General features: G+C 49.8%; 28 protein-coding genes. 27 read left to right on the top strand and 1 reads right to left on the bottom strand.

What is annotated here, in order from left to right; genetic code table 11:
* The 5 genes from BBEV_RS16785 (at position 1) to rsmI (ending at position 3,179) form a co-directional block, all read left to right on the top strand.
* Positions 1 to 828 carry a PSP1 domain-containing protein gene (locus BBEV_RS16785; RefSeq protein WP_069366498.1) on the top strand — a complete coding sequence of 276 codons (828 nt, stop codon included), beginning with the start codon at positions 1 to 3 and terminating at the stop codon, positions 826 to 828.
* 51 nt (positions 829 to 879) lie between these two features.
* On the top strand, positions 880 to 1,212 hold the full coding sequence (gene yabA, locus BBEV_RS16780; protein ID WP_407690253.1) for a DNA replication initiation control protein YabA: 333 nt from the start codon (positions 880 to 882) through the stop codon (positions 1,210 to 1,212).
* A 75-nt stretch (positions 1,213 to 1,287) separates the two neighbouring features.
* Positions 1,288 to 2,013, top strand: coding sequence for a tRNA1(Val) (adenine(37)-N6)-methyltransferase (locus BBEV_RS16775; protein ID WP_198155032.1), 726 nt, complete (start codon positions 1,288 to 1,290; stop codon positions 2,011 to 2,013).
* The gene (locus tag BBEV_RS16770; RefSeq protein WP_069366495.1) at positions 2,000 to 2,299 is read left to right on the top strand and encodes a GIY-YIG nuclease family protein; all 300 of its coding nucleotides are present in this window, start codon (positions 2,000 to 2,002) and stop codon (positions 2,297 to 2,299) included. Before BBEV_RS16775 ends, BBEV_RS16770 begins: the two co-directional genes overlap by 14 nt.
* Complete coding sequence (gene rsmI, locus BBEV_RS16765) at positions 2,277 to 3,179, top strand: 16S rRNA (cytidine(1402)-2'-O)-methyltransferase (protein ID WP_084007453.1); 903 nt, start codon at positions 2,277 to 2,279, stop codon at positions 3,177 to 3,179. The genes BBEV_RS16770 and rsmI overlap by 23 nt, the downstream gene beginning before the upstream one ends.
* Positions 3,180 to 3,290: 111 nt before the next feature.
* Here rsmI and BBEV_RS16760 read toward each other — a convergent pair whose 3' ends face one another.
* Entirely contained in the window at positions 3,291 to 3,578 is a 288-nt protein-coding gene (locus tag BBEV_RS16760; RefSeq protein WP_069366494.1) for a transition state genes transcriptional regulator AbrB, read from the bottom strand.
* Positions 3,579 to 3,956: 378 nt separating this feature from the next.
* Here BBEV_RS16760 and BBEV_RS18010 point away from each other — a divergent pair, with 378 nt between their 5' ends.
* The 22 genes from BBEV_RS18010 (at position 3,957) to BBEV_RS16660 (ending at position 26,132) form a co-directional block, all read left to right on the top strand.
* Complete coding sequence (locus BBEV_RS18010) at positions 3,957 to 4,157, top strand: hypothetical protein (protein ID WP_456114833.1); 201 nt, start codon at positions 3,957 to 3,959, stop codon at positions 4,155 to 4,157.
* A gap of 86 nt (positions 4,158 to 4,243) precedes the next feature.
* A complete protein-coding gene (locus BBEV_RS17495; RefSeq protein ID WP_157101026.1) occupies positions 4,244 to 4,393 on the top strand; it encodes a hypothetical protein in 150 nt (49 codons plus the stop codon).
* Between the two features lie 68 nt (positions 4,394 to 4,461).
* Positions 4,462 to 6,459 carry a methionine--tRNA ligase gene (metG, locus tag BBEV_RS16755; protein WP_069366493.1) on the top strand — a complete coding sequence of 666 codons (1,998 nt, stop codon included), beginning with the start codon at positions 4,462 to 4,464 and terminating at the stop codon, positions 6,457 to 6,459.
* Between the two features lie 21 nt (positions 6,460 to 6,480).
* Positions 6,481 to 7,251: a TatD family hydrolase gene (locus BBEV_RS16750; RefSeq protein WP_069366492.1), complete on the top strand. Its 771-nt coding sequence runs from the start codon at positions 6,481 to 6,483 to the stop codon at positions 7,249 to 7,251.
* Between the two features lie 224 nt (positions 7,252 to 7,475).
* Positions 7,476 to 8,684, top strand: coding sequence for a resuscitation-promoting factor (locus BBEV_RS16745; RefSeq protein ID WP_069366491.1), 1,209 nt, complete (start codon positions 7,476 to 7,478; stop codon positions 8,682 to 8,684).
* Positions 8,685 to 8,880: 196 nt separating this feature from the next.
* Positions 8,881 to 9,447: a ribonuclease M5 gene (gene rnmV / locus BBEV_RS16740; protein WP_069366808.1), complete on the top strand. Its 567-nt coding sequence runs from the start codon at positions 8,881 to 8,883 to the stop codon at positions 9,445 to 9,447.
* Entirely contained in the window at positions 9,444 to 10,325 is an 882-nt protein-coding gene (gene rsmA, locus BBEV_RS16735) for a 16S rRNA (adenine(1518)-N(6)/adenine(1519)-N(6))-dimethyltransferase RsmA (protein WP_069366490.1), read from the top strand. Before rnmV ends, rsmA begins: the two co-directional genes overlap by 4 nt.
* Before the next feature lie 153 nt (positions 10,326 to 10,478).
* Positions 10,479 to 10,724: a Veg family protein gene (locus tag BBEV_RS16730; RefSeq protein WP_069366489.1), complete on the top strand. Its 246-nt coding sequence runs from the start codon at positions 10,479 to 10,481 to the stop codon at positions 10,722 to 10,724.
* Positions 10,725 to 10,904: 180 nt separating this feature from the next.
* Entirely contained in the window at positions 10,905 to 11,783 is an 879-nt protein-coding gene (gene ispE, locus BBEV_RS16725) for a 4-(cytidine 5'-diphospho)-2-C-methyl-D-erythritol kinase (protein WP_407690235.1), read from the top strand.
* 149 nt (positions 11,784 to 11,932) lie between these two features.
* On the top strand, positions 11,933 to 12,745 hold the full coding sequence (purR, locus tag BBEV_RS16720) for a pur operon repressor (protein ID WP_069366488.1): 813 nt from the start codon (positions 11,933 to 11,935) through the stop codon (positions 12,743 to 12,745).
* Between the two features lie 164 nt (positions 12,746 to 12,909).
* Positions 12,910 to 13,209 (top strand): septation regulator SpoVG, encoded by a 300-nt coding sequence (gene spoVG / locus BBEV_RS16715; RefSeq protein ID WP_069366487.1) that lies wholly within the window; start codon positions 12,910 to 12,912, stop codon positions 13,207 to 13,209.
* Positions 13,210 to 13,377: 168 nt separating this feature from the next.
* Positions 13,378 to 14,736, top strand: a complete 1,359-nt coding sequence (glmU, locus tag BBEV_RS16710; protein WP_069366486.1) for a bifunctional UDP-N-acetylglucosamine diphosphorylase/glucosamine-1-phosphate N-acetyltransferase GlmU — start codon at positions 13,378 to 13,380, stop codon at positions 14,734 to 14,736.
* A 51-nt stretch (positions 14,737 to 14,787) separates the two neighbouring features.
* Positions 14,788 to 15,738 carry a ribose-phosphate diphosphokinase gene (locus BBEV_RS16705; protein ID WP_069366485.1) on the top strand — a complete coding sequence of 317 codons (951 nt, stop codon included), beginning with the start codon at positions 14,788 to 14,790 and terminating at the stop codon, positions 15,736 to 15,738.
* Positions 15,739 to 15,823: 85 nt separating this feature from the next.
* Positions 15,824 to 16,480 (top strand): 50S ribosomal protein L25/general stress protein Ctc, encoded by a 657-nt coding sequence (locus tag BBEV_RS16700; protein WP_069366484.1) that lies wholly within the window; start codon positions 15,824 to 15,826, stop codon positions 16,478 to 16,480.
* 118 nt (positions 16,481 to 16,598) lie between these two features.
* Positions 16,599 to 17,165: an aminoacyl-tRNA hydrolase gene (pth, locus tag BBEV_RS16695; RefSeq protein WP_069366483.1), complete on the top strand. Its 567-nt coding sequence runs from the start codon at positions 16,599 to 16,601 to the stop codon at positions 17,163 to 17,165.
* A 109-nt stretch (positions 17,166 to 17,274) separates the two neighbouring features.
* Positions 17,275 to 20,832 carry a transcription-repair coupling factor gene (gene mfd, locus BBEV_RS16690; protein ID WP_407690234.1) on the top strand — a complete coding sequence of 1,186 codons (3,558 nt, stop codon included), beginning with the start codon at positions 17,275 to 17,277 and terminating at the stop codon, positions 20,830 to 20,832.
* Positions 20,825 to 22,426 (top strand): putative polysaccharide biosynthesis protein, encoded by a 1,602-nt coding sequence (locus tag BBEV_RS16685; protein ID WP_069366481.1) that lies wholly within the window; start codon positions 20,825 to 20,827, stop codon positions 22,424 to 22,426. The genes mfd and BBEV_RS16685 overlap by 8 nt, the downstream gene beginning before the upstream one ends.
* 59 nt (positions 22,427 to 22,485) lie before the next feature.
* On the top strand, positions 22,486 to 23,943 hold the full coding sequence (gene yabN, locus BBEV_RS16680; protein ID WP_069366480.1) for a bifunctional methyltransferase/pyrophosphohydrolase YabN: 1,458 nt from the start codon (positions 22,486 to 22,488) through the stop codon (positions 23,941 to 23,943).
* 23 nt (positions 23,944 to 23,966) lie between these two features.
* Positions 23,967 to 24,233: an RNA-binding S4 domain-containing protein gene (locus BBEV_RS16675; protein ID WP_069366479.1), complete on the top strand. Its 267-nt coding sequence runs from the start codon at positions 23,967 to 23,969 to the stop codon at positions 24,231 to 24,233.
* Between the two features lie 120 nt (positions 24,234 to 24,353).
* Positions 24,354 to 24,740 carry an FtsB family cell division protein gene (locus BBEV_RS16670; RefSeq protein WP_069366478.1) on the top strand — a complete coding sequence of 129 codons (387 nt, stop codon included), beginning with the start codon at positions 24,354 to 24,356 and terminating at the stop codon, positions 24,738 to 24,740.
* 67 nt (positions 24,741 to 24,807) lie between these two features.
* The gene (locus BBEV_RS16665; RefSeq protein ID WP_069366477.1) at positions 24,808 to 25,233 is read left to right on the top strand and encodes a S1 domain-containing RNA-binding protein; all 426 of its coding nucleotides are present in this window, start codon (positions 24,808 to 24,810) and stop codon (positions 25,231 to 25,233) included.
* 137 nt (positions 25,234 to 25,370) lie between these two features.
* On the top strand, positions 25,371 to 26,132 hold the full coding sequence (locus BBEV_RS16660; protein ID WP_069366476.1) for a threonine/serine exporter family protein: 762 nt from the start codon (positions 25,371 to 25,373) through the stop codon (positions 26,130 to 26,132).
* Positions 26,133 to 26,144 lie beyond the last annotated feature (12 nt).

The raw sequence follows: 26,144 nt of genomic DNA, 5'->3' as shown, positions 1-26,144 counted from the left end.
ATGCATCGAGTGATTGGGGTGCGTTTTAAGAAGACAGGCAAGATCTATTATTTCTCTCCGGGCGATATGGCGATTCAAAAAGATGAATACGTCGTCGTTGAAACGTCAAGAGGAGTGGAATTCGGTAAAGCAGTCATTGGCGTCAAGGAAGTGGATGATCAAGACGTTGTACTACCGCTTAAGAGTGTGCTCCGGGTGGCAACGGATAAAGATAAATTGATCGTGAAGGAAAACAAGGTGGAATCAGCAAAAGCCTTTGACGTCTGTCACGAAAAGATTCAAAAGCATAAACTGGACATGAAGCTTGTCGACGTGGAATATACGTTTGACCGGAACAAAGTACTGTTTTACTTCACGGCAGACGGCCGGATCGATTTCCGGGAACTGGTCAAAGACCTGGCCTCGGTGTTCAGAACGCGGATTGAACTGCGTCAGATCGGTGTAAGGGACGAAGCGAAAATGCTCGGGGGTATTGGTCCATGCGGCCGGATGCTCTGCTGCTCGACGTTTCTCGGGGATTTCGAGCCGGTTTCCATCAAAATGGCGAAGGATCAGAATCTGTCGCTGAACCCGACGAAAATCTCCGGCTTGTGTGGCCGGCTCATGTGCTGTCTGAAGTACGAGAACGATATGTATGAAACGGCGAAGAAGGACCTGCCGGATATGTATAAGAAGCTTGATACCAGTTATGGCCGTGGGAAAGTGGTCGGCTTGAACATGCTCGAGCGGCTGGTGAAAGTGGAAATCAAGGAGAATGGTCAAGTTGTGGAATTCACCCTTGACGAACTGATTGAAGAAGGTGCCGTCAAAGCGAAACAGGTAAAGTAATGAGGTGTGTCGGTCGTGAACAAAAATGAATTGTTTGCGCGAGTAGGACAAATGGAAGAACAAATCGGCGGATTGCATCGGGATCTTGGGGAGTTGAAAGATCAGCTCGCCCATCTTCTCGAGGAGAATACGCACCTGCAGATCGAAAATGATCATCTGCGGGAGCGGCTGATGAATGAGCTTTCGGAAAAAGAGCCGGAAAGACAGATTGCCTCGGGAGAAGCTAGCAGAAAGCAACCCCGGGTAACGGCAGGATTTGGTGAAGGGTATGACAACCTGGCCAGGCTCTATCAGGAAGGATTTCATATTTGCAATCTTCATTATGGCAGTATTCGAAAAGAAGGAGACTGTCTGTTTTGTCTCTCTTTTCTGAATAAGAAATAAGCGCGCCTTCCTTGCGGGACAGGCGCGCTTGCGCGTTTTAACAGTTACATTGTTCATGAATGGAGGATGTGTGGAATGAAGGAACGAGTCGACCGGCTTCCTGGGGGAAGACAGTTCATCATGCAACGGGAGGATCTCTTTTCCTATTCCATGGATGCTGTGCTCCTCGGGAAATTTGCCACGGTGACGAATAAAACGAGGCGAATCATCGACCTCTGCTCCGGAACCGGCGCAGTGCCGCTGGTTTTGGCGGAGCGGACCGATGTACATATGGAAGCCCTCGAGATTCAAAAAGAGCTCGTTGCGATGAGCCGGCGTTCGATGGCCTTGAATCAGCTGGATGACCGCGTCAAAATCATGCACGGAAACGTGATGAACGCTGGTGATTATGCACCCTGGAACCAATTTGATCTGGTAACGTGTAATCCGCCGTATTTTCCTGTCATGAACGGAGCGGATCTCGATTGTGAGAATCCATTTGACATAGCGAGACACGAATTACACTGCACACTCGAAGGCATTTCAGAAACGGCGAAAAAGCTTTTGAAGTCAAAAGGCCGCTTCGCGATGGTTCATAGGCCCGAGCGGGTGCCGGAGATCTTTGAGATCCTTACAAGACAACGTTTCAGCCCGAAACGGATCCGCTATGTCCATCCTTCTATTCAAAAAGAGGCGAATATGGTCTTAATCGAAGCTGTTCGGGACGGGCAACCTGGATTAACGACGATGCCACCTTTAATCGTGTATGATGAAGGCCAACAGTATACAAAGGAGTTTACCAAACATTATGAGTACCGATAACTGCTACGTCTACATCCTCCGCTGTAAGGACAACAGCTTTTACACCGGCTATACAACCGATCCCAAAAGGCGCCTCAACATGCATGAGCAGGGGAAAGGCGCCCGATACACGAAGGGACGGGGTCCTTTTATACTCGAGTACCTCGAGATATTGAAGGACAAAGGCGAGGCAATGCGTCGGGAGTATGCAATCAAGGCGTTGACGAGAAGTCAAAAGGAGCAGCTGATTGCGTCAGGGAAAGAGGAGACGAGGAGGAACGCTTGTGAAACAACAGCAGACATTTAAAGGCGAAAACGAAAGACAGGTTGGGATGCTGATGCTTGTTCCCACGCCGATCGGCAATCTCCAGGACATGACGTACCGGGCTGTTACCACACTTCAGGATGCGGATGTGATTGCTGCAGAAGATACCCGGCACTCGAAGAAACTGAGCCACGTCTTTGAGATCACGACACCGCTGATCAGCTATCATGAGCATAACAAGTACGAGCGGGAACAGGAGCTTGTCAACCGGGCTTTGGCAGGGGAGGTCATCGCTCTCGTGACGGATGCGGGCATGCCGGGGATATCGGATCCGGGAAGTGAACTGGTGGCACGGTTTATTGAAGAAGATATTCCAATCCATGCCCTTCCTGGAGCCAATGCAGCCATCACGGCGCTTGTTTCCTCAGGACTGGCGACCGAAACCTTCAGCTTTATCGGTTTTTTGGATCGGCACCGGAAAAAAAGAAAAGAAACGTTGGAAAGCTGGCAAAAAGCGCCGTCCACACTGATCTTTTACGAATCGCCCCATCGGTTAAAAGACATGCTGAAGGGTGTTTTGGACGTGTTGGGTGATCGAAAAGCTGTCGTCAGCCGTGAAATATCGAAACAATATGAAACGATACTACGGGGTCACGTGTCAGAAATCCTGAAGTTTGTGGAAGAAGAGGGTATCAAAGGGGAATGCGTCGTACTCGTGGCAGGAGCCGATAAAGCTGAAGCTGAAACGTTTGGGGCAGATGAGGCAGTCAGCTGGTGGGAAACGCTCAGCATAGAAGCCCATGTGACGCATCATGTGGATGAAGGAATGCGCTCGAAGGAAGCGATAAAACAGGTGGCCAAGGAGCGTTCACTGCCAAAACGGGATGTTTATCAAGCGTATCATGTGAACGAGCAGGAATAGAAACGCGGGTTGTCGCACTGCGCTTACCCTTTCAGCAAGCTCGAACAGGCCTTTGAAGGAGAAATGAAATAAAAAAGCCTGGACGCAAAGACGGTCCGGGCTTCTTACTATTTACGCTTCGTTTTTGGCAACGTAATCTTCAAGCTCTTTAATGATTTCCTTGGCACCCATCGGGCTGAGGATGATTTTTCCTCCGGCGATGGACAGGTTATCATCAGAGACCTCACCTGTCATCTGACAAGTCATGTTCGGCTTGTATTTCTTCAAGATAATACGCTCATCGTCGACATAGATTTCCAGCGCATCCTTTTCTGCGATGTCCAGGGTTCTGCGAAGCTCGATCGGGATAACCACCCGTCCAAGTTCGTCGACTTTCCTTACAATACCAGTTGATTTCATACCTTCTCCTCCTTCTTTTTCGCATAAAGCGAGACTTTTGATTCACCTCATGTTGATATCAAAACGCTTTCGAAATTCATTCGACAAATTTCGCACTTGCTTATTGTATCAAAGTTTCCAATTCGAGTCAAATTCTTTTTTTATCACGATGCGATAGGGTCTTAAAGGAGTAAAAGTGAGCGGTATTTAACAGTAAATAGGATTATTCATGAGGATAGTTCAACTATACCCAATTAAAGGAATGCTGTAAACGACAAAATTTGCAAAACGACTCAAATCAGCAGACAATCTTTCGCAAACCTTGACATCCGGTCACAGCTTCGTTATACATGAGGTAGGGAAAACAACAAGGCTTCATAAACGAAATCCGTTGATGGGATGAGTAAGGGGTGTGTGGCATTGACAGAGAGCCGGAGTCAGCTGAGAACCGGTATGAGCAGCCCCCTGAATATGGTCCTTGGAGGATTCTTCCGTAAGCTCTCAACCACGAGTGAGCGGGAGACGGCAGCATCCGTTACCTTGGCAAAACAGGCGCAACGAGTTTGTCGGTTGCACCTGTCCAGAGGCCTGCATCCATAATGCGGGTGAATCCGGGTGGTACCACGTAAGCAACGCTTTCGTCCCAGAACAGGGGTGGAAGTGTTTTTTGTTTGAGAAAAGCTTTGTTGAAGCTTGTTGCTGATATTTTGATTGCATGTGTGACAGGCGACGACACCCGAGGGATGAGTGCAGTCCGGCAATCGACATTCGCAAAGCGGGTGAATTCAACAATGAATGCTATCAAAGCCTTGAGAAAAGATGACCGACATGGATGAATGAAAAGATGGTCTGGTTGATCACATGAGACCGGAAGCAATTAATGAAAATACTGGAGGCATGAATCATGAGTGAAGAAAAGAAAACGTTTTACATTACAACACCGATCTATTATCCGAGTGCCAAACTCCATATCGGGCACGCCTACACGACGGTGGCTGGCGATGCCATGGCCCGCTATAAACGGCTGCGGGGTTATGATGTCCGCTATCTGACGGGAACGGACGAGCACGGACAGAAAATCGAGCAAAAAGCAGAGGAGAGCGGGAAGTCGCCGCAGAAATTTGTGGATGATATCTCCGCAGATATTCAGGACCTTTGGCAAAAACTCGACATCTCTTATGATGATTTCATCCGCACGACGGAAGACCGGCATCAGGATGTCGTCCAGAAGATATTTGAACGCTTTTTACAACAGGGGGACATTTATCTCGATGAATATGAAGGCTGGTACTCGGTATCGGATGAAACCTTTTATACGGAGCTGCAGCTTGAGGAGAAGGAATTCGATGAGGACGGCAATGTGATCGGGGGTAAGAGTCCCGACAGCGGACATGCGGTGGAGAAGGTCCGGGAGAAATCCTACTTCTTTAAGATGAGTAAATATGCAGACCGTCTGCTGAAATATTATGAAGAGAATCCGGAGTTTATTCAGCCTGAATCAAGAAAAAACGAAATGATCAATAATTTCATTAAGCCGGGTCTTGAAGATCTGGCGGTTTCGAGGACATCATTCACATGGGGTGTCCCGGTGAAGAGTGATCCGGAGCACGTGGTATACGTCTGGATCGACGCCTTGTCAAACTACATCACTGCTCTCGGTTACGATACCGATGACGATGGATTATTCCGGTCCCATTGGCCTGCAGATGTGCACCTTGTCGGAAAAGAAATCGTCAGGTTCCATACAATTTACTGGCCGATTATGCTGATGGCACTCGACCTGCCGTTGCCGAAGAAAGTATTTGGGCACGGCTGGCTCTTGATGAAGGATGGGAAAATGAGTAAATCGAAAGGCAATGTCGTGGATCCGCTCCCATTGATCGAACGCTACGGTCTGGATGCGCTCCGCTACTACCTCCTTCGGGAAGTGCCGTTTGGTTCTGACGGCGTATTTACGCCGGAAGGATTTGTGGAGCGGGTGAACTACGACCTGGCCAACGATTTGGGGAATCTTCTCAACCGGACGATTGCCATGGTGAACAAATACTTTGGCGGAGTGATTCCGGACTATGTCAAGAACGCCACATCTTATGATGAAAGCCTGACGGAGCTTTTGACAGCGACTGTTGATAAGGTGGAAGAGTCTATGGAAAACATGCAGTTTTCTGTCGCGCTCACGGCCATTGGTCAGCTGATCAGCCGTTCGAATAAGTATATTGATGAAACCCAGCCTTGGATTCTTGCCAAGGATCCGACAGCAAAAGAGCAGCTCGGTTCCGTGCTGCATCACCTGGTGGAATCACTGAGACAGGTTTCCATCATGCTTCAGCCGTTTATGACAAAAACGCCGGGAGACATGCAAAAGCAGCTCAATGTACCTGAGAACCTGACAAGCTGGGAAACCCTTGGTGATTTTGGGCGGATGCCTTCGGGACAAAAAGTGGTTGAAAAAGGAGAGCCCATATTCCCACGTCTTGATTCCGAGGAAGAAGTGAAGGCGATCGTGAACATGATGGGGGGTGCCGCAAAGGCGGAAGATCACGAAACAATTGAAGAAACGGTGGAAGCCCCGGAAGTGGATGAAATCACGATTGATGATTTTACAAAAGTGGATCTGCGTGTAGCGGAGGTGATCGCTGCTGAAAAGGTAAAAAAAGCAGATAAGCTCTTGAAAGTCCAGCTGGATTTAGGCTATGAAAAGCGACAGGTAGTCGCAGGCGTTGCCAAACATTACAGCCCGGAAGACATCATTGGCAAAAAGGTGATCTGTGTGTCCAACTTAAAACCAGTGAAACTCCGCGGAGAACTGTCACAGGGGATGATCCTGGCGGGGTCATGCGGTGATAAGCTGACGCTCGCGACAGTATCGGATCACCTGCCCAATGGTTCTCAAGTGAAATAATCCATTTTGGAGGGAAATGATATGCTTTTTGATACCCACGTGCATTTAAATGCGGATCAATTCGTTGAGGATCTTGATGAAGTGATTGCCCGAGCACAGGAAGCGGATGTCCAGGAAATGGTGGTCGTCGGTTTTGATGAGAAGACCATCAGGATCGCAATGGAACTGGTGGAACGCTTTGACTTTTTGTATGCGGCTGTCGGCTGGCACCCTGTGGATGCGATCGATTTAACGGACGAGCGTCTTCAATGGATTGAAGAACTGGCTGCACACCCGAAAGTGGTAGCCATTGGTGAGACGGGACTCGATTACCACTGGGACAAATCACCGAAGGACGTGCAAAAAGACGCGTTTCGTAAACAGATTGCCCTTGCCAAACGGGTGAATCTGCCGGTGATTATCCATAACCGGGAGGCAGATCAGGACATTGTCGATCTGTTGAAAGAAGAAGAAGCCAAGGAGATCGGCGGGATCATGCACTGTTTTGGAGGCAGTGTGGAAATTGCCGAACAGTGCCTGAAGATGAATTTTCATATTTCACTTGGCGGGCCGGTGACGTTTAAAAATGCCAGACGCCCGAAGGAAGTCGCCAAGGCGGTTCCGATGGACCGGCTGCTGGTGGAAACCGATGCGCCGTACCTCGCGCCTCACCCGTATCGCGGGAAGCGCAATGAACCTGCCTATGTCAAATTGGTTGCAGAACAGATAGCTGAGCTTCGGGATATGACATACGAAGAAGTAGCCCGTCAAACGACGGAGAATGCTCACAAATTATTCGGTATATCGACGTAAAAAGGGGCGCCTAGAGAGCCTCTTTTTACTATTTATAAGAGACTTAAGAACTAAATATACTGAATAGCAAGATGTTTGCGTCTATTGTAATCTAAATTTAACATATAGCGGAAGCCTTGGGGGACAAGGCTTGAAAATGAATCAACAATTTTTCACAGGATTGATGTTGACTTTGGGATAGGTGCGGGCGTATAATTCGGTCTCGTAAAGGAGGGATTCTTTTTATGGTCCAGAAAATTAAGCAAGCGTCAGAGCATTTCTCGCTACGAACGTTTGCCGTATCAGTCGTTGGGATCCTCATGTTTTCGGGTATTATCGCACTGGTCCTTATGGAAGTGACCAAAGCTGAAGTTGCCGTTGAGATTGATGGCGAGGAAGCTGTTGTGTACACACATGCCCAAAATGTTGAAGATGTTCTGAATGAACAGGATATCGAAATCAAGGAACACGACCTGGTACAACCAGCTGCAGACACACCAATCACAGACACAATGACAGTCACTTATAAAGAAGCACAGGAAATTCAGGTTACGATCGACGAAGAAGATGAAACCGTGTGGACAACTGAAAGCACGGTGGCAGATCTGCTTTCAGACATGAATCAGGAGATCGGCGAACACGACAAAGTGGAACCGGCTCTTGACGCTGAACTTGAAAGCGGCATGACAGTCACATTTGAAGAAGCATTCCCGGTAGCTGTTACCAGCGACGGGGAAACGGAAGATGTGTGGACGACATCCACTACAGTGGAAGATTTCCTGAATGATCAGGGAATTGAACTGGATGAACTCGATCGTGTGGAGCCTGAGAAGGACGAAGCGTTGACGGAAGAAAGCGAAGTGCAGGTCGTACGTGTGGAGAAGGTTACAGATATTGTCGAAGAGAGCATTTCATACGGAACGGTGACTGAAAATGATTCTTCCCTTGATCGAGGCACCGAAGAAGTACTTGAATCCGGTGAAGAAGGTAAGAAAGAAAAGCACTATGAAGTGATTTTTGAAGACGGTGAAGAGGTATCCCGTGAACTGATCGACGAAGAAGTGGTTTCTGAGAGCCAGGACCGTGTCGTTGCAGTCGGTACCCGTTCAACGCAGCAAACTGTTTCCCGCAGTGGCAACGGAGGAGGCTCTTCTTCCTCCGGTGGAGAATGGATGAATTTCACGGCAACAGCTTACACTGCGTATTGCAACGGTTGTTCCGGCGTGACCCGCACAGGTATTGACCTGCGTGCCAACCCGAATTCCCGGGTAATCGCTGTGGATCCGAGCGTGATTCCGCTGGGTTCCCGTGTTGAAGTCGAAGGCCGGGGAACGTTCCTGGCCGCCGATACAGGTGGAGCGATAAAAGGCCGCAAGATCGACATCTTCATGCCTGACAGAAGTAACGCCCTGTCTTTCGGCCGTCAGTCGGTCAGAGTCCGGGTACTGGATTAATCAAATCATAAAGATTAAGGTACAGGCAAAGCGCCTGTACCTTTTTTTCTCACTGAATTCGGACTGTTTAAGTTCGCTAAAGGATTGAAGTATAAGCAGAATATCCTACCTGTTGCCCACCCGTTTGGCAACAGGCCGGATATTCTGCAGGATGGGTTATCTGAGCTAAGGGAGGGGACTTGGAATGGTTGAAAAAATAAGAATCGAGGAAATGATCGTCGTCGAAGGAAAGAACGACACCTTGACACTGAAGCGCTGGTTTGACTGTGATACGATAGAAACGAACGGCTCGGCAATCCCTGAAGTCATTTTGGAACGGATTGCCCTGGCCCTTGAACGTCGAGGAGTCATCGTATTTACCGATCCGGATTTCCCGGGTGAGAAGGTACGGAAAGTGATTGATCAGGAAGTCCCGGGGTGTGCACATGCGTTCTTGCCGAAGGCTGATGCAACTGACCACAAGAAGCGGAAGGTGGGAATCGAGCACGCCGGTTTTGCTGCATTGAAAGCAGCGCTCAATGCTGCGAGGAGCAGCACTATGGAGCTGCCGGCGGACTTCGACCCCGTTCCATTTTCACGGTTGATGGAAGCTGGACTGATCGCAGGAGCTGATGCAAAGAAACGCAGGGAGCAGGTTGGAGAACTGCTCGGGATCGGCTACAATAACAGTAAACAGCTGGTGAAACGATTGGAACAATTCCGGATTTCAGTGGAAGAATTTGAAGTTGCCATGAAACAGTTGGAGAAGGAGCAGAATGAATGAGCCAAAAAGAGATTGCCACACCAACAAGAACGAAAGCCATCCTTGAAGCTTACGGCTTTAAAGTTAAAAAGAGTCTTGGACAAAATTTTCTGATTGAACCGAATGTCCTGAGAAATATTGTGGAAGCAGCCGGGATCACCGGGGAATCGGGTGTCATTGAAATCGGACCGGGGATCGGTGCGCTGACCGAACAGTCAGCGAAGGTCGCAGAACGCGTCCTGGCCTATGAAATCGACCAGCGCCTCTTGCCGATCCTGCAAGATACCCTGTCTGATTATCCTCATGTGGAAGTGTGTCACGGGGATGTATTAAAAGCCGATGTTCATCGTGATGTGGAACGGGTTTTCAAGAAGGGGCAAGACCTCGCCGTCATTGCCAACCTGCCGTATTATGTGACGACACCAATTATGATGAAGCTGCTTGAAGAGGAACTGCCCGTCCGCGTGATGGTGATGATGATGCAAAAGGAAGTGGCAGAGCGCATTGCAGCGGTGCCTGGATCAAAGAACTACGGGTCCCTCTCGATTGCGGTCCAGTATTATGCAGAAGCGGAAACCGTATTCCACGTTTCCAAAACAGTCTTTGTGCCGCAGCCGAATGTGGATTCAGCCATCTTGCGTCTGACGAAAAGGGACAAACCGCCTGTGGAGGTCATCGACGAGGCTTATTTTTTCGCTTTGATCCAAGGAGCCTTTACACAGCGTCGAAAAACAGTGCTCAACAATCTGTCCACTTATTTTAAAGACCGGCTCACGAAGGCAGAAACCGCAGCTATACTACACTCTCAGGACATCGATCCGGTTCGCCGTGCGGAGACGATTTCCATAGAAGAATTCGCCAGGATCAGTGATGCTTTTTATATGAAAACGGGTAATTAGTAAAGGTTTGGAAGGTCTGTCAGGGCAATCAGCACATTCTGAGGTTATTTAGTTTCATTCTATTGACACGGTTTGACACGGTTGTTATAATTTTAGTTTTTATTGACACTCACCTGTGATTGTGTTATGATTTTACTAAGTGAGGTGTCGTGGATGGCTAAGAAAACGCTGGCAGATATCAAAAGATCAATCGAATGTTATGTAGGTCAGGAAGTTACAATTTGCGCAAATGGTGGACGTAAAAAAACGATCGAGCGTTCAGGAATGCTCGAAAGTGTTTATCCGAGTGTGTTCACCGTTAAACTGGACCGGGACAAATACCCGATCGAGCGCATGTCTTACAGCTATGCAGATCTCCTGACAGAATCAGTAACCCTTTCAATTCCGGAAAAAATGTAACAGCGTAAGCCCGTGCAGGCGGATACGCAAAATAACGGTTATTCAATAAGGCTGAAAATAACCCTCGCGAGGGTTGTTTCTTATTGAATAACCGTTTTTTCATGCATACAGGAATGTTTCAGACAGCTCTTGTCAGACGTGATAAACTGTATTAAGATGGAACTTATTTGACTGTAAAAGATGGTGATGCAAGTGTGTGTAACAGAGAAAGCTCCGGCAAAGATCAATCTGACCCTGGATGTACTCCATAAACGTGATGACGGCTATCATGAAGTGGAAATGATCATGACAACAATCGATCTGGCGGATCGGATTCACCTCTATTCTTTGAAGACAGACCGGATTGAAATTCAGGTGGAAAATGGTCTTTTGCCAACAGATCAAAATAACCTTGCTTATCAGGCGGCGAAAATTCTGAAAGAGCGCTATGGTATTTCAACAGGTGTACGGATTGTCATTGACAAAGTGATCCCTGTATCGGCCGGCCTGGCAGGCGGCAGTACCGACGCGGCAGCTGTCCTGAGGGGGTTGAACAAACTCTGGCAACTCGGTCTTACACTTGATGAACTGGCGGAAGAGGGCCTGAAGATCGGTTCGGACGTGCCGTTTTGTGTGTACGGTGGAACGGCTGTGGCAAGGGGGCGAGGCGAAAAACTGACTTTTATCGATTCGCCGCCCAAGGTTTATGTACTCCTCGCTAAACCTCGTCAGGGTGTATCCACAAAGGATATTTATAAACGATTGCAAATCGAAGAGATGGACCATCCGGATACGGCAGGCATGATCCATGCGATCAGGGACAACGATTACCCCGGCATCTGCAGCCGGCTGCAAAACGTTATGGAGCCTGTGACATTTGAACTGGCTCCGGAGGTCAGGAAAATCAAAAAGCGGCTGCGGGAATCCGGAGCGGATGGTACGGTCATGAGCGGCAGCGGACCAACGGTATTCTCACTCATTGCCAGTGATCAGAAGGCGACGAAGCTCTATAATACACTTCGTGGATTTATGGATCAGGTATTCCTGGTGAGGCTGATTGGTGAAAAACATCGGCTTTAAGTAAGAGGGTGAGGATGCACGAAGACCGGGGACAACTTTGTCCCCGGTCTTTCTTGTGATTTCCGGATATAAATGGTACATTATAATTAAAACATTCGGGTTTTACGCTATATTTTCCGTGATTGAATCCGTCATTTGAGGAGGTTCTCATGAAATTTCGTCGCAGTGGACGACTGGTGGATATGACACAGTACTTATTGCAGCATCCGCATCAGCTCGTTCCGTTAACTTTTTTCTCTGATCGATACCAATCCGCCAAGTCATCGATCAGTGAGGACATTGGTATCGTGAAAGAAACGTTCGAAGCAAAGCAGTTAGGGAAAGTCGAGACTTCTGCAGGGGCAACCGGCGGAGTTCGTTTTATCCCGATGACGGGTGAGGCGGAAGCCTTTCGTCAGGTGGATGCCTTGTGTGAAAGGCTGGAAGATCCAGGCAGGATTCTGCCGGGCGGCTACCTGTATATGATGGACATCATCGGCGACCCGAAAGTGATGAACGAGATGGCCCGTATTCTCGCCTCTCATTACCGGAATACCGGGGTGGATGCCATCATGACCATGGCTACGAAAGGAATCCCGCTCGCTTACGCAGTGGCGCACCTGCTGAATGTTCCGGTCAGCATCGTACGTCATGAACAGCGTATCACGGAAGGCTCCATCGTCAGCATCAATTACGTATCCGGATCGAAAAAACAGATCCAGACGATGTCACTTGCCAGAAGAAGCCTCAAAGCAGGGGCGCATGTGCTGATCATCGATGACTTTATGAAGGCCGGAGGAACCATACGCGGCATGATGGACCTTGCAGAGGAATTCAATGCCTCGGTGGCGGGTGTGGCAGTTCTGACCGAAGCAGTGCATGAAGAGGAGAAGCTGGTGTCGGATTACATTTCCCTGACCAAACTATCTGCCGTTGATGTGAAGGAGCGGAAAATCACCGTCGAACGCGGCAATTTACTTTAAGGACGTGACGTACGTCACTTTTTGAACATATTTGTCACAATTTAGCAAAAAAATCTGCTTAATTTTCTGTTTCATGCAGGGAATTCGAAAGGGTTATCGAAATATGTGTGGATAGAGTAGAATTTCAGCCCCCAAGAGTTTTTTGCTGAAGGTGGTGACAGGTAATGAACGTAACAGATGTAAGACTGCGCAGAACGGGAGATGGTGGCCGGATGCTGGCGATTGCGTCGATCACGATCGATGATGAGTTCGTTGTTCATGACATCCGTGTGATTGATGGCGATAACGGTTTGTTTGTGGCGATGCCCAGTAAGCGGACTCCGGATGGTGACTTCAGGGAGATTGCCCACCCGATCTGTTCGGATTCCAGAGCGAAGATTCAGTCGGCTGTGCTCGAAGCGTATGATCAGGAAAAGGATTCGAAACAGACGCCTCTCGAACGCTCAGAAACCTTGCATTCGTAAGAAAGATTCGCTGATGCAGGTACAGACAGCGCGAATCCTGTTCATCAGGATCCGCGTCTTTTTTTGCGTGCTTTCAGATTTCCTGGTCTGACATCGCCTCAGAACCTTGAAATCATCGGCAATATGAGATATATTCAGTATGGAATTTAAGGCCTTGGAGGTTACATGATGAAAAATCGATTTGCAGTCGTTCTGGCTGCTGGTAAAGGTACCCGGATGAAATCCTCATTGTATAAAGTGTTGCACCCCGTTTGCGGTAAACCGATGGTCCAGCATGTCGTGGATCAGCTGAATGCCTGTGACGTGGATGATGTGGTGACGATTGTCGGTCACGGAGCCGGAAAAGTGAAGAATCAGCTTGGCGATCGTGTCAGCTATGCCATTCAGGAAGAACAGCTCGGAACCGGTCACGCTGTTATGCAGGCCGAGTCAGTGATCGGAAAAAAAGAAGGGACGACCCTCGTGGTCAGCGGTGACACACCACTGTTAACGGCGGACACCCTGATTTCGCTGATGGCGCATCACGAAGAAACAAAAGCGAAAGCGACAATTTTGACAGCAACGGCCGATGATCCGACAGGTTATGGTCGCGTCCTTCGCAATGACGGCGATCAGGTGGAACGGATCGTGGAACATAAGGATGCAACCTATAAAGAACGTCGCGTAAAAGAAATCAATACAGGGACGTATGTCTTTGATAACCATGCCTTGTTCGATGCGCTCAATCATGTTGATAACGACAATGTCCAGGGCGAATATTATCTGCCTGATGTGATTGAGATTCTGCAGAGCAGAGGGGAAACGGTTTCTGCCTATATTGCTGAAGACTTTCATGAGACAATGGGGGTCAACGACCGGATTGCTTTAAGTGAAGCAGAGAAATGGATGAAGCGCCGGATTAACCGGCACTGGATGACTCAAGGGGTCACGATGACCGACCCTGAACAGACCTACATCTCCAGTGATGCGGTGATCGGTGCAGATACTGTGATTGAACCGGGCTGCATGATCAAAGGCCGGGTGTCGATCGGTTCCAACTGCCATATCGGACCGCAAACCGTTGTGGAAGAGAGTGAGGTGGCGGACAATTCTGTGATCCGGCAGTCTACCGTTCATCACAGCAAAATCGGCAGCCGGGTGAACATCGGACCGTTTGCTCACCTGCGCCCGGAAACGGATTTGGGTGATGATGTGCGCGTAGGGAACTTTGTGGAACTTAAGAAGATGTCCATGGGCAATGGCAGTAAGGCTTCGCATCTCAGCTACCTGGGTGATGCGGAGATTGGTAAAGGTGTCAACGTCGGCTGCGGGTCCATTACCGTCAACTACGACGGGAAAAACAAGTTTCTGACAACGATTGAAGACGGCGCCTTTATCGGCTGCAATGCGAATCTGATCGCGCCGGTAACCGTCGGCGAAGGAGCTTACGTAGCCGCGGGCTCTACCATCACCGACGATGTCCCTTCAGAAGCGCTCGGCATTGCGAGAGCCCGTCAATCGAATAAAGAAGGCTACAAAAAGAAATAACGCATGAGTCATGACGAGAGTCTAACGAAAAACGATGGAGGTTTTTTAACGATGGCCAATTACGGGGATAAGCATTTGAAGGTATTTACACTGAATTCCAATCCAGGTCTGGCAGAGGAGATTGCCGAAACGATCGGCGTCAATCTCGGGAAATGTTCGGTGACCCGCTTCAGTGACGGAGAAATCCAGATTAATATTGAAGAAAGTATTCGCGGGTGTGATATCTTTATCATTCAATCCACCAGTTCACCTGCGAACGAGCACATTATGGAGCTCTTGATCATGATCGATGCGTTAAAACGCGCGTCCGCTCGAACAATCAATGTGGTCATCCCGTATTATGGTTACGCACGCCAGGACAGAAAGTCCCGTTCCCGCGAGCCGATTACGGCAAAACTGATCGCTAATTTACTGGAAACTGCGGGTGCTGACCGGGTCATTACCCTTGATCTGCACGCGTCACAAATCCAAGGCTTCTTCGATATCCCCGTCGATCAGCTGATCGGTGTGCCGATCCTTGCGAACCATTTTGAGAAAAAGAATCTTGAAGACATCGTCATTGTTTCACCGGATCACGGTGGTGTGGTCCGGGCGAGAAAGATGGCGGACCGGTTGAAAGCACCGATAGCGATTATTGACAAGCGCCGGCCGAAACCGAACATGTCGGAAGTCATGAACATTGTCGGGAACATCGAGGGAAAGACAGCGATTATTATTGATGACATCATCGATACAGCCGGAACGATGACGCTTGCTGCAAATGCCATGAAGAAAAATGGCGCGAAAGCCGTGTATGCATGCAGTACGCACCCGGTTCTGTCCGGTCCGGCAATCGAACGGATACAGAATTCGGAGATCAAGGAACTCGTCGTCACCAACACCATTCCGCTCCCCGACGAGAAAAGAATCGATAAAATTCTGCAACTATCTGTTGGCGATTTACTCGGTAAGGCCATCGTGCACGTATTTGAAGACCGCTCCGTCAGCAATCTGTTTGACTGATAGAAGAAATGTGAATTTCGGGGTTTAGTTGCTCACGAAAGAGGAAACATGATATGATATGAAAAAATGATGAGGTGATTTTGACATGGCAACAGTATTGAAAGCAGCACCAAGAAAAGAATCGAAAGGATCTACATTAACATCAATCCGTAAGGAAGGCGGAATTCCTGCAGTCGTTTACGGTAAAGAATATGGTAATCTGCCGATTCAAATCGAAGCAATTGATTTTATCAAGACATACCGTAATGAAGGAAAAACGGGTGTGTTCAGTCTTGACATTGAAGGAGAAAAGACGGATGTGATGATTTACGACATCCAGTACGATATGATTAAAAATCAATATATCCACATTGATTTCTACGCGGCCAACATGAAAGTTGAAATGGACGCAGATGTGCCGGTAAACGTGGTCAGTGAAGCACAAGGTGTTAAAGATGGCGGCGTTCTCCAGCAGGGCGTATTCGAATTGTCTGTTCGTGCCCTTCCAAAAGAGCTTCCTGACAGCATTGATGTTGACGTTGAATCTCTTGAAATCGGCGATTCCATCTTCGTGAAAGACCTGAAGAGCGGTGCGAGGTTCGAGTTCAACAACGATCCTGATGAAATGGTCGTATCCATCGTACCACCAACTGAGGAGCCTGAAGAAGAGCCGGCTGAAGAAGAAGAAGGCGACGAGCCTGAACTGGTAGCTGGTGAGGAAGAAGAAGGCGGCACAGAGAACGAAGAAAAAACTGAAGAATAAGCTTGTAAGATCTTTAGAAAACCGGTGATTACAACACTGTGAAGGCTGTCTCATACCCGAGACAGCCTTGTTTTCACACATGAAGCTAACTCAATGAACAACAAAGGAGCAGTCGATGATGAAACTGGCAGTTGGCCTGGGCAACCCGGGAAAGAAATATGAGCGGACCCGTCACAATGTCGGCTTCGAGGTGATTGATCGCGTATCCGATCAGCTGGGCATCCCGCTTGATCAAAGTAAGTTTAAAGGGATATTCGGAACAACAAGAACAGCACAAGGCAAAATGACCCTGTTAAAGCCGATGACGTTCATGAACCTGTCCGGAGAGTCCATTGGACAGCTTGCAAAGTACTATGATATTCCACCTGAGGACATTCTCGTCATTTACGATGATCTGGATCTCGAACCAGGGACGATCCGACTTCGGTCCAAAGGGGGACACGGGGGCCATAACGGGATCCGCTCGACCATGGACCACCTCGATTCAAAAAACTTTAACCGGATCCGGATCGGCATCGGCCGTCCTGAACCAGGGAAAACCGTAACCGATCATGTGCTCGGCCGTTTTTCACCGGATGACCGCACAGCGGTGGACGGCGCAATCCGGCAGGCAGCGGACGCGGTGGAATCGTGGCTGACAAACGATTTTACCCTGGTGATGAATGACTTTAACAAGAAGCCGTAATCGAATGAAGAGGAATGACGCTTTGGCAGTCTTGATGTCAAAGCATTTTCACCATTTTAAGAAGTCATGAACAATGCAGTTGGTACTGCGATAAAAGGTGGTAATGCAGTTGAAAGGTTTACTGAACAGCCTGATGGCTACAGATGAATTGGAACAGGTAATCAAAGGCATTGAACAGCGTACAGGAGATCAGTCTCTTATAGGTGTCAGCGGTTCCGCAAGGGCCATGCACCTCGCTGCGATGTTCAGACGGACTGGTCGCTCCCAGCTGGTCGTGACCCATAACCTCTTCCAGGCGCAGAAACTTTATGATGATCTGATCACGGTACTGACAACGGACGAAGTCCTTTTGTATCCAGCAAACGAGCTGATCTCTTCAGAGATTGCCGTGGCCAGTCCGGAAATGCGCGGGCAGCGTCTCGAGGTTCTCAATGAGTGGAGCGCTGGTGAAAAAAGGATCGTGATTGCACCGGTGGCTGGCGTACGAAGGCTGTTGACACCGCCAAAACGGTGGTATGAAGAGCAGTTGGCTTTCGCAACGGGGGAAGATGTCGACTTTGACACGGTTCTCGAACAGTTCGTGCATATGGGCTATACCCGGGCGCAGATGGTCTCTTCTCCCGGGGAATTCAGCGTGCGCGGTGGCATCATCGATATCTATCCGCTGACGGAAGAACACCCGGTGCGCATTGAGCTGTTTGATACAGAGGTGGATTCAATTCGTCTTTTTGACGTGGAAACCCAACTTTCCGTGGAGGAAATGCCCAACGTGATTGTGGGTCCTGCCCGTGAAATTCTTGTTACCGAAGAAGAACTGGTGCAAGGTGCGGACAAACTGGAAGGGAAACTTGCCGCAAGTTTAAAGCGCTTGAAGGACGAGCAAATCCAGGAGGCGATGGTCCAGAATATCGGGGAAGAGATTGACCGCCTGAGAAACGGGCAGTTTTTTGATGCCATCTACAAATACATGAGGCTGTTGTTTGATGCTCCTGCAACGCTGGTGGACTATACGCCTGAAGATTGTCTCATCGTTCTTGACGAGTGGAACCGGGTACAGGAGACGGCTCAGACGCTTGAGCAAGAAGAAGCGGACTGGATGACAACGATGATTGCCCAAGGTGCGATGGTTCATGATCTGCCTGTTTCTGAGGTGATTGAAGACCTGATGACGCAGGCAACGCAGCAGAAGCTTTATACGATGCTGTTTGGCCGTCAGCTTCCTCAGGTGGCGCCGGATCATACCTTTACCATTCAGACCAAAAGCATGCAACAGTTCCATGGCCAGATCCATCTGTTAAAAAACGAAGTAACCCGCTGGAAGGAAGCAGGCTACGCGATTGTGTTCGTTTCTAGCGATGGGGAGCGGGCCTCCAGGCTGAACCGGGTTCTCGATGATTACGAGATCGAAGCAGCCTTTATCGATTCGGATGGTGAACCGGTGAAGGGGAAAGCAGTCATCATTCAGGGCATGCTGCACAGCGGGTTTGAGCTCCCGATGCACCGGTTGGTTGTCATTGCTGAAGAGGATGTCTTCACGAAGAAATCCCGCAAGCCAAAACGACGTCAGAAGCTCTCCAACGCAGAGCGGATCAAGAATTATTCAGAGCTGAAGGTCGGCGACTGGGTGGTTCATGTCAATCACGGCATCGGGAAATACCTCGGGATCGAAACCCTGCAGGTCGGTCCGGTTCATAAGGATTACATGCACATCTCATACGCAGGGAATGACAAGCTGTATGTCCCGGTGGATCAGATTGATCAGGTGCAGAAATATGTTGCCAGTGAAGATAAAGATCCGAAGCTCTATTCTCTCGGGGGAAGCGAATGGAAAAAGGTCAAGAAAAAAGTGCAGGCTTCCGTTCAGAACATTGCGGATGACCTGATTAAGCTGTATGCCAAACGGCAAAACAGCCGCGGATTTGCATTTTCCCCTGACGGGCTTGAACAGCGGGAATTCGAATCGACCTTCCCGTATCAAGAAACAGAAGATCAACTGCAGGCCATTGAAGAAATCAAGAATAACATGGAGCAGGACCAGCCGATGGACCGGCTTCTATGCGGCGATGTCGGGTACGGGAAAACGGAGGTGGCCTTAAGAGCTGCCTTTAAAGCGATTATGGATGGCAAACAGGTGGCGATCCTCGTTCCGACAACGATCCTTGCCCAGCAGCATTATGAAACCATCCGTGAACGGTTTCAGGACTTCGCAATCACTTTTGGTTTGATGAGCCGGTTTCGCACCCGAAAGCAGCTGAAGGAAACCACGGAAGCCCTTCAGAGAGGTACATGCGATATTGTCGTCGGGACGCACCGTGTGCTGTCGAAAGACGTGAAGTTCAAGGATCTCGGCCTTCTGGTCGTGGACGAGGAACAGCGATTCGGGGTCACCCATAAAGAGAAGATCAAGCAGCTGAAAGCGAATGTGGATGTCTTAACATTGACCGCCACACCGATCCCAAGAACCCTGCACATGTCCATGCTCGGCGTCCGGGATCTCTCGGTCATTGAAACACCTCCGGAAAACCGGTTCCCGGTTCAGACGTATGTCGTAGAGCATAACGATGCGTTCGTCCGTGAAGCAATCGAACGGGAACTGGCCCGGGAAGGACAGGTTTTTTATCTGTACAACCGGGTGGAGGACATTGAAATGGTAGCAGACCGCATTGCCATGATGGTCCCTGATGCCAACGTGGCGTTTGCCCACGGGCAAATGTCAGAAGGACAGCTCGAAGCGGTGATGCTCGATTTCCTCGAAGGGGAAACCGATGTCCTGGTGACGACGACGATCATTGAAACCGGTGTGGACATTCCGAACGTGAACACCCTGATCATTCAGGAGGCAGACCGCATGGGCCTCTCACAGCTCTATCAGCTCCGGGGCCGTGTGGGCCGCTCGAACCGGGTGGCGTATGCCTATTTCACCCATCAGCGGGATAAGGTGCTGACGGAAGTGGCCGAGAGACGGCTGCAGTCCATCAAAGAATTCACCGAGCTCGGATCAGGCTTTAAGATCGCCATGCGGGACTTGTCGATCCGGGGTGCGGGGAATCTTCTCGGTGCCGAACAGCACGGCTTCATCGCTTCCGTCGGTTTCGATCTCTACTCGAAAATGCTGAAAGAAGCCATTGATGAACGAAAAGATGAAATCGACGGCACCGTTGAGCACATCGAAACGAAAGACGCGCAGCCGGACATCGATCTGGAAATTCAAGTCGATGCGTATATTCCTGAATCTTACATCGGAGATTCCAAGCAGAAAATTGATATGTATAAAAAGTTCAAAGGCGTGCAATCTTTTGCTGACGTCGAAGAGGTGCAAGTGGAACTGATCGACCGCTTCGGGGAATACCCGACCGAGGTTGAACTGTTGATCAGCGTTGCAAAAATCAAATTGTACGCCAGGCAAGAAGAAGTTGTCTCCATTGCAGAGAAAAACAACGAGTGCAAAGTCGTCCTCAGCGAGGAGCGGGCGGGCGCTATCGATGGTGCGAGACTGTTCACCCTGGTCAATCAGCTCAGTAAGCACATGAGCCTTTCTTCTGACGGGAAAGGGATCACCATTCATATTCGCACAAAATCGTTGGATGACAGCACCTTCCTCCATTTGCTTGAACAGGTTTTGTCACGATTGGACGAAGTCGAAAAATCACCGGTCACCCATGGCTGATCCAACCGCCAAAGAAACCTGGCTTAAGGGGGCCATGTGGCTGTCGCTGGCTGCCCTTCTCGCTAAAATGTTGAGTGCACTCTACAAAGTGCCGTATCAAAACATGACCGGTGACGCCGGCTTTTACGTCTACCAGCAGGTGTATCCCCTCTACGGGGTTGCGCTGGTGCTGGGTGCATACGGCTATCCGCTTGTGCTGGCTACGATGATGGGGGACAGCCGGACTGCATCAGCTGCAGAACGAGCGGCACGGTTCAGGTTCTTGTATCTGACCCTGATTGTGCTTCATCTGCTGGCGGCGGTCCTCGTCTGGCTCAGTGCTCCGGGGCTCGCCTGGGTGATGGGAGACCTGGCCCTCGCCGGTCCGATGCGCTGGATGAGTTTGCCCTTTCTCGTCATTCCGGTTCTGGCTTTTCACAGAGGGGTCTTTCAGGGCATGGGGCGTACGGGACCATCAGCGGCTTCCCAGGTGCTGGAACAAGTGCTCAGGGTGACGGTGATCCTGCTGTTGGCCGGATGGGTCACCTGGCAGGGAGGATCGGCCTATGAGGCCGGCGTGTCCGCAGGAGCCGGCGCCTTCGCCGGGGGACTGGGCGGCGCCGTTTGGCTGATGTTACGCATGCAGCGCACCGATCCCTTGTTTACGGAGGCCCTGTACCGCAGCGGGCAGCCGATCGTAACGAAGGCCTGGAAAAAGGATCTGATCACGCTGATCAAAGGGGGGTTCTTCGTTTCGTTGAGTGCATTGGCGCTGGTCTCTTTTCAACTGGTGGATGCGTTCACGGTCTACCGGGGGCTTGTTGCTTCAGGAGAAGCACATGTCAATGCCGCGGCGTTCAAAGGTATCTATGACCGTTCCTGGCCGCTGATTCAATTTGGTGCCGTCGTGACAACGGTCTTCTCCTATGCTGTGGTGCCGGTCGTATCCCGGTTGTTTGAAGCAAGAAACCGCACGGGGGTGCAGCAGGAGATCCACCGGGCCGTCGCCATCTGCCTTGTGTTTGGCGGTGCGGCTGCCGCTGGACTCGCTGTGATCATGCCGTCAGTGAATACGATGCTGTTTATGGACCAGGCAGGGAATACCGCGCTTCGCATTGCCAGTCTGAGTATTTTACCGGGTGCCCTGTTTATGACGGTTGCGGTACTCTGGCACGCACTGGATCAATCTGGAAGGCCGGCAAAGTGGCTCCTGTCCGGTCTCGCGGTAAAGGGTCTATTGAATGTTCTCTTGATCCCGGTTTTCGGGATTATCGGTGCAGCGGTGGCATCGGTCACGGGTCTCGTGTTCATGGCGGTGATGGTGACGATCGCGCTCTGCAAAGATGATTGGTTTACGGGCGTCAGCCCGGGGTTTACCTCGAAATGGGTCTTATCCCTTGTGGTCATGGCAATCGGTGCTTTCGGGGTCGAAGCAGCAGGACGGTACTTCTTTGGCGCAGATCCGGTGCGAAGTGAGGCTTTGGTCACAGGGGTGGGCGCTGCAGTGCTGGGTGCCGTGATTTTCGTTTTGATGATCTGGCGCATCCGTCTTTTCGACGAGGCCACCTGGTCCATGCTGCCACTGATCGGATCGCGGCTTCCTTATAAGAACTAACAGAACAGCCGTTTCTGGCACCATTACAATAAAGATAACGGATGAAAAGGATGAGGCAAATGGGATCAATTAAAATACTCGGTCTTGGTCCGGGGGAGCTGGAGCAGTTGAGCCTTGGCATATACCGGGAGCTCACGCAGGCAAAAACCGTCTGGATCCGCACCCTGGACCATCCCCTGGTGACGAAACTGGCGGATGAAGGCGTCAATTTCATCAGTTTCGACCACGTATATGAAGAAGAATCGAATTTCAGCGAAGTGTACGAACGGATCACCGAACGTTTACTTGAAGAAGCCGGTAAAGGCGATGGCGAACTGGTGTATGCTGTACCTGGTCATCCGCTTGTCGCAGAGGAAACAGTGCAAAAGCTTCTCGAGCAGCAGCAAGTGAACGTTGAGATCGCAGGTGGGGGCAGTTTTCTGGATGCAATGTTCACCACCCTTCGTATCGATCCGATTGAGGGTTTTCAACTGTTGGACGGTTTAGCCATGCAAGCGGACGACCCCTCCCTGAAGTCCCATCTCATCATCGCTCAGGTGTTTGATGCCATGAGTGCTTCGGAAGTAAAACTGAAACTGATGGAGCGGCTGCCTGATACATATCCGGTGACGATTGTCGACGGTGCAGGGACGTCAAAAGAACAGGTCAAAACCGTCCCGTTATTTGAACTGGACCGGGAAACGGCTTTATCGAATCTGACCGCACTGTATGTGCCTCCGGTCACTGAAGAAGAGCTGTTGAACCGGGAGTTCGACAGGCTCCGGGCGATTATCAGAACGCTCAGAGGACCGGGCGGCTGCCCGTGGGACCAGAAACAGACCCACGAGAGCCTCAAGCGGCACCTGATCGAAGAAGCGTATGAACTGTTGGAGGCGATTGACGAAGAGGATGATGACCACATTGCCGAGGAACTGGGGGATATTCTCCTGCAGGTCATGCTCCATGCGCAGATCGGCGAAGATGCTGGTTACTTCACCATCAATGACGTCATCGGCAACTTATCGGAAAAAATGGTGCGACGCCATCCCCATGTATTTGCGGATGTTGAAGTGAGTGGTGCAGAAGACGTCGTCACCAACTGGGAAGCGATCAAAGCAAAGGAGGCTGGGAGCGCCGGACGGTCATCGGTTCTCGACGGGATTCCGAAAGGCCTTCCTGGCTTGTCGAGTGCTTTGAAACTGCAGAAGAAGGCCGGGAAAGTGGGATTTGACTGGGGATCCGAAGAGCCGATGTGGGAAAAATTGTTTGAAGAAATTCATGAATGGGCACAAGAAGTACATGCCGAATCACCGGCACGGTCGATGAAGGAGTTCGGGGACGTCCTGTTTGCCTTTGTCAATATCGCCCGTTTTCATGGTATTGATCCGGAAGAAGCGATCCGCCAGACGAATGAGAAATTCAGACGGCGTTTCGATTATGTCGCGGAACAGGTTTATGAAAGCGGGAAGCAGTGGGGAGATTTTTCCCTTGAAGAACTTGACCTGTGGTGGGATAAGGCAAAAGAAAAAGGTTTATAAACAGACGAAAGGAGTGAGACAGAATGCGACTGGATAAATTTCTGAAGGTATCCCGTCTGATTAAGCGGCGCACGATGGCCAAGGAAGTGGCTGATCAAGGACGTGTACTCGTGAACGGCCAGAAGGCGAAGTCATCGAGCGCAATCAAAGTCGGGGACGAACTCACCGTGCAATTCGGACAAAAAGTCGTCAAGCTGACAATCGACCGGCTCTCCGAAGCGGTGAAAAAAGAAGAAGCGCAGACAATGTATACGATTATCTCCGAAGAACGCCGTAATGAAGAGGGGTAAAAGTGATAAAACGGTTGCAATTTACGTTGCGGATGGAAAAACAATCCTGTATGATAGAGTTACAATACGTCAAGTGTCTCGTTACCAATGAAATGCAGAAATAAAAAGGGGGGAAGGAGTATGGCAGCAGACGGCAAAGAACGGATCAGGCAGCTGACAGAAGAAGTGGAACGCAAGCACCGGATTTATGAGGAGCAGCGGTTGAAGCGACGTCGCGGACTGATGCGGAGGCTGTCGGTTTTTGCTGCGGTTATACTTCTCTTCACGGGCTTCGCCGGATTCACCATCTATCAGCAGTCCGAACAGATGGCCGAGCAGGAAGCGGAGATCGCCCGCCTCGAAGTGCAGCAGCAGGAGCTCAAGAGTGAAGAACTTCGACTTGAATCTGAAATTGAATCGTTGCAAGATCCCGAATACATAGCGGAGATTGCACGGCGGGATTTCTTCCTGACAAAGCCTGGGGAGACGCTTTTTCAAATTCCTGAACATCAGGAAACTGGAGATTGACACACCTTTTTACCCATCGGTATAATGATATTATTATTAAGTACTCTGAAGGAGGAGCATGAAGTTCATGTCCATCGAAATAGGCAATAAGGTAGAAGGTAAGATTACAGGGATTACGCATTTTGGAGCATTTATCGAGCTGCCCGGGGGGAAGACCGGCCTGGTTCACATCAGTGAAGTGGCTGATGGGTATGTGGAAAATATCAAGGATGTTCTGACGGTAGGCGAAACCGTCACCGTAAAAGTACTGAAAATTGCTGACGATGGAAAGATTGCTTTATCCATACGTAAGGCCGTGGATAAACCTGAAAGTGAACGGCCGAAGCCGCGACCTCAGGGAAAGCCATCCTCCTCAGGCGGTCGACGCCAACAGACTTCTCAAGGATCTTTTGAAGATAAAATGGACCGCTTTTTGAAAGACAGTGATGAGCGGTTATCGACATTGCGTAAACAGACGGATTCCAAACGCGGAGGCAAAAACACGAAGCGTTAATTACTGAAGAGCCGGTCCTGTATACGGAATGCAATAGATTCCAATCAAGCCGCTTCAATGAGGAATGCTCTTATTGCGGCGGTTTTTCTATTTCCCGGGAAATGATATAAAATATGTAAACTGAAAGGAGGGGTTCCATGTCTGAAAGAGCTGATGAAATGATGGACATCTGCCTGCTGGCCGGTGAAATCATGCTGAGCTACGGAGCAGAAACGTATCGCGTCGAAGAAACCCTGGAGCGCATGTCCGTGGCTGCAGGGTTCGCTAACGTCCATTGTTTTGCAACGACGACAGGGATTTTCCTCTCCTTCGAAGAGAAAAAAGGAAACGGTGACCTGATGCAGATGGTCCGGATTGATAACCGGATGCAGGATCTGAATAAGGTCATGGAAGTGAATCAGGTCTCCCGGGAATTTACTGCGGGAGAGTTGACCATACCCGAAGCCCATGAGCGCATGAAAGCCATTTATCATGCCCCTGTATTATACCCGCTTTGGATGATATATCTGTTTTCCGGCGTTGCAGGTTCGGGGTTTTCTTACTTATTCGGCGGTGGATTATTCGACTTGCTGCCGGCATATATTGCAGCCGTGCTGTCCAGTGTGGCCCTGGTGGAATCGGAACGTTATCTGAAAGTCCGTTTTGCCTCCGAATTTATGGGTGCCTTTGTGGGAGGCTCGGTAGCAATTTTACTGGTCATGATTGGCCTTGGTAATAACCTGGACCAGATCATTATTGGCTCATTGATGCCGCTGGTGCCTGGTGTCCCTCTGACCAACTCAGTCCGGGATTTGTTATCCGGTGATTTACTTGCAGGCATGAGCCGGGGAGTAGAAGCCCTCTTGACGTCTCTGTCCATCGCTGCCGGTGTTGCAATGGCAATTTCCATTCTATTATAAGGAGGCCGACCG

The organism is Salisediminibacterium beveridgei, assembly GCF_001721685.1.
GTDB lineage: Bacteria > Bacillota > Bacilli > Bacillales > Salisediminibacteriaceae > Salisediminibacterium > Salisediminibacterium beveridgei.
The sequence above is the reverse complement of the archived record's forward strand: the minus strand, read 5'-3'. Positions and strand labels throughout refer to the sequence as shown.